The organism is Halapricum sp. CBA1109 (assembly GCF_009741825.1).
Taxonomy (GTDB): domain Archaea; phylum Halobacteriota; class Halobacteria; order Halobacteriales; family Haloarculaceae; genus Halapricum.
The window spans coordinates 1-4,294 of sequence record NZ_WPCA01000189.1 but is presented as its reverse complement, the minus strand read 5'-3'; the positions used below and the strand labels follow the sequence as shown (position 1 = coordinate 4,294).

The following is a 4,294-nucleotide window of genomic DNA, read 5'->3' as shown; positions in this document are numbered from 1 at the left end:
CCTGCGTCGTGTCACTCCGAAGGACGATTTCGGGCGGGCGAACCGGTACACAGCGACAAGAAACAGTATCAGAAGTCGGGATCGACGTACTGGCGCAACAGTCCACACTCCGGACAGGCGAACGTCTCGACGTCTCTGGTCTCGCCGACGCCGAGTTTCCCGAGCCATCCCTCGCGCTTCTCGCCGGTCCTGACCTTCGTCGAGAAACCCTCGCTGGTGACCAGTTCGACCGCACGGAGCCCCACGCCACAGTCCGGACAGCGTCGTTCTCGCATACCGGGGCGTCGTCCGCCGGTCACAAAAGCGTCCCTACCGGTCCAGCGTCGCCTCGGTGTCGATACCGTACACCCGCGCCGGCGTCTCGACGTGGGCGGTCCTGACCGCCTCCTCCCAACCCTCCTCTAGCATCCACCGGACCCGCCGAGGAACCGTCTTCGGCCCCAGCACCGCACCCGGCCTGTCGGGGTCGTCGATGTAGTCGGTCTCCATCAGGAAGGGGTCCGCCTCCTCGACGGCAACCTCCAGTTCGTCCTTGTCGGCGAGGACGCTCTTTATCGGGCCCGCCAGTCGGCCGCCGGAGTAGTGCTTGACGACCTGTTCGGGGGGCAGACCCTCGGCTTCGGCCCACGTGGCGACCTCGGTGAAGTCCTCGCCGCCCTCGGTGTGTAACTGGACGGCACAGCCGACTTCCCCGGCGAGGTCGAAGGCGTGACGCATCACGGCGTTCGAGGCCTCCCACACCGCGTCGTCGACCTCGTAGTGTGGCCGCCCGGACTTGATCGCCAGCGCCGGCCCGTCGGCGACGAACTCCGCGGCCACGTCGAGGCCGGCCTGCATAATGTCCCGTGCCTCTTCGGCAGTGTAGCCGTCCTCGACGAGTCTGGAGATCAGCGCCGGGTGGACTCCCAGCACGGGCCACGCCCGTCCGTCGAGTACGTCGGTCGCGTCCGCGACGGCGTCGACGGTCAACTGGAAACACTCCCGGAATATCGACTCGTCGTCGGCAGTCTCCCGGAGGTTCCACGAGGGCTTGTTCAACACCAACAGGTGCGTGCCGCCGTGGTCGGCGAACTCCGCGGCGGCCTCGGTGTTGCGGCCGTTCACCGGGTCGAGATGGAGGTGGTTGTCCAACACCGGCGTCTCGTCGATGTCCATACCGGTCGGTAGGCCGGACGGGGAAAAACGGTTGTGACTACCCCTCGGGACGCCCCGAGAGCCGCCGGAACCGCCCGTACGCGAAGGTGACCGACTCGATGGCGAGGGCCCCCTCGCGGGCCAGCAGGTCCGGCCCGTCCCAGCGTATCGGGTAGGCGTCGGCGAACTCCCAGCCCCACGTCCGGGCCTCGCGGCGGTCGTCGGTCAGCGTGACGACCACCGTCCGCCTGTCGAGCGTCCCGGCCATCACGTCCTGTAACCACTCCCAGAACGCGACGTCGTCGCTCAGGCCGCGGTCGAGCGTCAGCGTCGCGTCGGCGACGCCGTCGGGAAGCCGATGGACCCTGTCGTCGACACCGCCCTCGTCGTAGCGGACGGTCTGGAGTTCCATCGACAGCCCCGACACGGACTCGAACCCCGCGACCGACCGTCCGTCGACCTCGACGGCGAAGTCGTACGCCGCGTACGGGTCGGCCGCCATCTCAGCGCCCCGCCGGGTTCGTCAGTTCGATGCCGCCGCCGGAACGGTCGGCGTCGCCGGCCTGTTCGTTGCGCCGGTCGTTGATCGCGCTGATCTGGTCACACCACTGGCGGCGCTCCCGGTGGGACAGCGAGAGGACCGTCTCCCGGTCCCACCCGAAGTGGTAGGCGACGAACGCCACCTCCTCCCGCAGCGTCTCGGGCGGCGTCACCCGCATCACTCGATCCCGTTTCCCGGTCCTCCACCCCCGACCTCGTCCGGGACGGAGGATGTCGGGGAGGCCCCGCCGACACCCGCCGCCGACGGCGGTCCCGTGTCACCGCTCGCCGGGGTCGCCTCGACGTGTGACCCGCCCTCGACGGCCACGTCGAAGTCAGTCCCGCAGTCGGGACAGACCGTCGAGACGGCGTCGGCCCCGCGGTCGTTGATCCGCTCGTACATCGACTGTAAGTGCTCCATATCGGCGACGAACAGGTCCTCGATCACCTCGGGCCCGACCGAGTCGAGGGACCCGAGTTCGGTCACGACGCGGGACAGCAGGATGACGGTCAGATACGAGTCGTTGGACTGGACCCGCGGGTCCGAAAGCGGCGATATCTCGTCGCCCGCGGTCGCCAACCGCATCCGGCCCTCGGTGTGGCGGGTCCCGTCCGCGTCGACGTAGCCGTTCGGGAGCGTGAACGCGAACTCGGTCTGGAGGGCGTCGTCGCTCATCGGCGGCCCCCAGTGACGGTCACGTCACCGACGAGCGGATCGGCCGACCGAACGTCGAGGACGCCCTCGTCGTCGACGGTCGCCGAGTCCGGCCAGTGTCGCCGCGGGAGGGTGAATCGGGCCGTCATACCTCCTTGCGCTCCATCTCGTCGAAGGTGACGACGTACGTCTCGGTGGCGACGTTGCCCTGTCCGCCCCCGGTGTTCGATTCGAGCGTCGGCGGTTGGTACTCCTTGGGCCAGGCGTTGGTGAAGTTCCAGCGGATGTGAGACTGGCCGGCCTCGTCCTGAAGGACGACGGCGACGGTCTTGCGCGCGGCGTCGACGTTGCCCTCGTCGACGCGCGTCCGCCACTTGTAGAGGTCAGTGTTCTCCTTGTTCGCACCGCGTTCGAGGATCAGGTCCTCGTAGGTGCTGCGGCCCCACAGGCGTCTGTGGTGGGCCGGGTCGTTGCCCTCGCGGTACTCGATCTGTTCGGTGCGTTTCGAGGGAATCTCGACGCGCTGGAAGCCGGCGATGGTGATCCCGTCGAGTTCGACGGCGAAGCGGTTCGGTCTGAGTGGTCCGTGTCTGTCTGGCATCTATGAGTCGTTGGTCCACTGGCTGATCCGGAAGACGACGAACTCGGCCGGCTTGACCGGGGCGATCCCGATCTCGACGATCAGCCGTCCGTTGTCGACGTCGTCCTGCGTCATCGTCTGTTCGCCACACTCTACGTAGAAGGCCTCCTCGGCGGTCGACCCCATCAGGCCGCCGTCGCGCCACACCGTCGTCAGGAAGTTCTCGACTGACTGGCGCACCCGCGCCCAGAGGTCCCGGTCGTTCGGTTCGAACACCGCCCACTGGGTCCCCTCGTCGATGGACTGCTCGACGTAGAGGAACAACCGCCGGACGTTGATGTACTTCCAGGAGGGGTCACTGGACGTGGTCCGGGCACCCCACAACCGGATACCCCGGCCCTGAAAGCTCCGGATGCAGTTGACCCCGCGCGGGTTCAACACGTCCTGTTCGTCCTTCGTGAGGTCGTGCTGGAGGCCGAGCGCGCCGCGGACCGTCTCGTTCGCGGGCGCCTTGTGGACGCCGTGTTCGGCGTCGCTCCGGGCGATGATCCCCGCAACGTGGCCGCCCGGCGGAACGAGGCGGTCGGTCCCGGTGTCCGGGTCGGCGACCGACAGCCACGGGTAGTAGTAGCCCGCGTACGAGGAGTCGACCGGCGGTTCGATGTCCGAGACCGGCCCCGGACACTGCGGGGCCTGCAGGACGGCGAATCGGTCACCCATCCGCTCGCAGTGGGTGACGACGGCGTCGGTCAGCCCCGTCACGTCGTTCTCGTCGGGGACGCAGACCAGCGAGATGTCGTCGTGCTGTTGCAGGCCCGCGAGTCCGGTCCGGTGTCCGGGCGCGTCCTCGCCCCGATAGTCGGCCAGCGTGAGTTCGGCCCCACCGCCCCGGGATCCGTCGTCCGTGCTCTCCTCGCGGACCGCCCGCAGGTCGGCGCGGATGTCCGCGGCCGACTGGTCGGCATCGACCCGCGTCCCCTCGGCGAGTGACGCGAGCGCCTCGTCGTCCCGGTCGTCGAGATCGGCCGGCACCGTCCCGCCGTCGGCGAGTCCCGACGCCCGGTCCCGGTCGAGCCACGTCAGCCCGCCGGCCGGCCGCCCGTCGGCCTCGCGGTCGACGTCGACCAGCACCGAGCTACCCAGCTGTTTGCCGTAGAACTGGCTGGACTCCCTGTCGGGGGTCAGGTCCTCGTGGACCTCCTCGACGGCCGGGGTGGGGCGCGGGTCGACCCACCGGGGTCGGCGACCGTCTCGACGGCACAGTCCCAGTAGCGGACCCGCAACTGGAAGGTCGTACTGTCCTCGTCAGTCCGTGGACAGTCCTCGACGACGACGGCGACCGACTCGCCCCACGCTCCCGGGCCGGCCGCCGTCACCGTCGCCAC

The 4,294-nt window shown here is 69.0% G+C and carries 7 protein-coding genes and 1 pseudogene; all 8 read right to left on the bottom strand.

The features are described 5' to 3' along the window. Window positions 1–68: 68 nt before the first annotated feature. Window positions 69–275 carry a hypothetical protein gene (locus GJ629_RS14720; protein ID WP_157513698.1) on the bottom strand — a complete coding sequence of 69 codons (207 nt, stop codon included), beginning with the start codon at window positions 273–275 and terminating at the stop codon, window positions 69–71. A gap of 34 nt (window positions 276–309) precedes the next feature. After that, the gene (locus GJ629_RS14715) at window positions 310–1,155 is read right to left on the bottom strand and encodes a TatD family hydrolase (RefSeq protein WP_157513697.1); all 846 of its coding nucleotides are present in this window, start codon (window positions 1,153–1,155) and stop codon (window positions 310–312) included. Between the two features lie 37 nt (window positions 1,156–1,192). After that, on the bottom strand, window positions 1,193–1,636 hold the full coding sequence (locus GJ629_RS14710; RefSeq protein ID WP_157513696.1) for a phage tail protein: 444 nt from the start codon (window positions 1,634–1,636) through the stop codon (window positions 1,193–1,195). A gap of 1 nt (window position 1,637) precedes the next feature. Continuing rightward, window positions 1,638–1,853 carry a DUF6760 family protein gene (locus tag GJ629_RS14705; RefSeq protein ID WP_157513695.1) on the bottom strand — a complete coding sequence of 72 codons (216 nt, stop codon included), beginning with the start codon at window positions 1,851–1,853 and terminating at the stop codon, window positions 1,638–1,640. Beyond that, window positions 1,853–2,350, bottom strand: coding sequence for a hypothetical protein (locus GJ629_RS14700; protein WP_197428647.1), 498 nt, complete (start codon window positions 2,348–2,350; stop codon window positions 1,853–1,855). Before GJ629_RS14700 ends, GJ629_RS14705 begins: the two co-directional genes overlap by 1 nt. After that, window positions 2,347–2,478, bottom strand: coding sequence for a hypothetical protein (locus tag GJ629_RS17690; RefSeq protein WP_255475245.1), 132 nt, complete (start codon window positions 2,476–2,478; stop codon window positions 2,347–2,349). The genes GJ629_RS14700 and GJ629_RS17690 overlap by 4 nt, the downstream gene beginning before the upstream one ends. Then, window positions 2,475–2,930 carry a phage tail protein gene (locus GJ629_RS14695; protein WP_157513694.1) on the bottom strand — a complete coding sequence of 152 codons (456 nt, stop codon included), beginning with the start codon at window positions 2,928–2,930 and terminating at the stop codon, window positions 2,475–2,477. Before GJ629_RS14695 ends, GJ629_RS17690 begins: the two co-directional genes overlap by 4 nt. Beyond that, window positions 2,931–4,294: pseudogene (locus GJ629_RS14690) on the bottom strand (phage tail sheath family protein); the annotation flags it as partial.

Coding starts and splice junctions, on each gene's coding strand:
- GJ629_RS14710 (WP_157513696.1), bottom strand. CDS start 1,636: ATGGCGGCCGACCCGTACGCGGCGTACGACTTCGCCGTCGAGGTCGAC.
- GJ629_RS14705 (WP_157513695.1), bottom strand. CDS start 1,853: ATGCGGGTGACGCCGCCCGAGACGCTGCGGGAGGAGGTGGCGTTCGTC.
- GJ629_RS14720 (WP_157513698.1), bottom strand. CDS start 275: ATGCGAGAACGACGCTGTCCGGACTGTGGCGTGGGGCTCCGTGCGGTC.
- GJ629_RS14700 (WP_197428647.1), bottom strand. CDS start 2,350: ATGAGCGACGACGCCCTCCAGACCGAGTTCGCGTTCACGCTCCCGAAC.
- GJ629_RS14715 (WP_157513697.1), bottom strand. CDS start 1,155: ATGGACATCGACGAGACGCCGGTGTTGGACAACCACCTCCATCTCGAC.
- GJ629_RS17690 (WP_255475245.1), bottom strand. CDS start 2,478: ATGACGGCCCGATTCACCCTCCCGCGGCGACACTGGCCGGACTCGGCG.
- GJ629_RS14695 (WP_157513694.1), bottom strand. CDS start 2,930: ATGCCAGACAGACACGGACCACTCAGACCGAACCGCTTCGCCGTCGAA.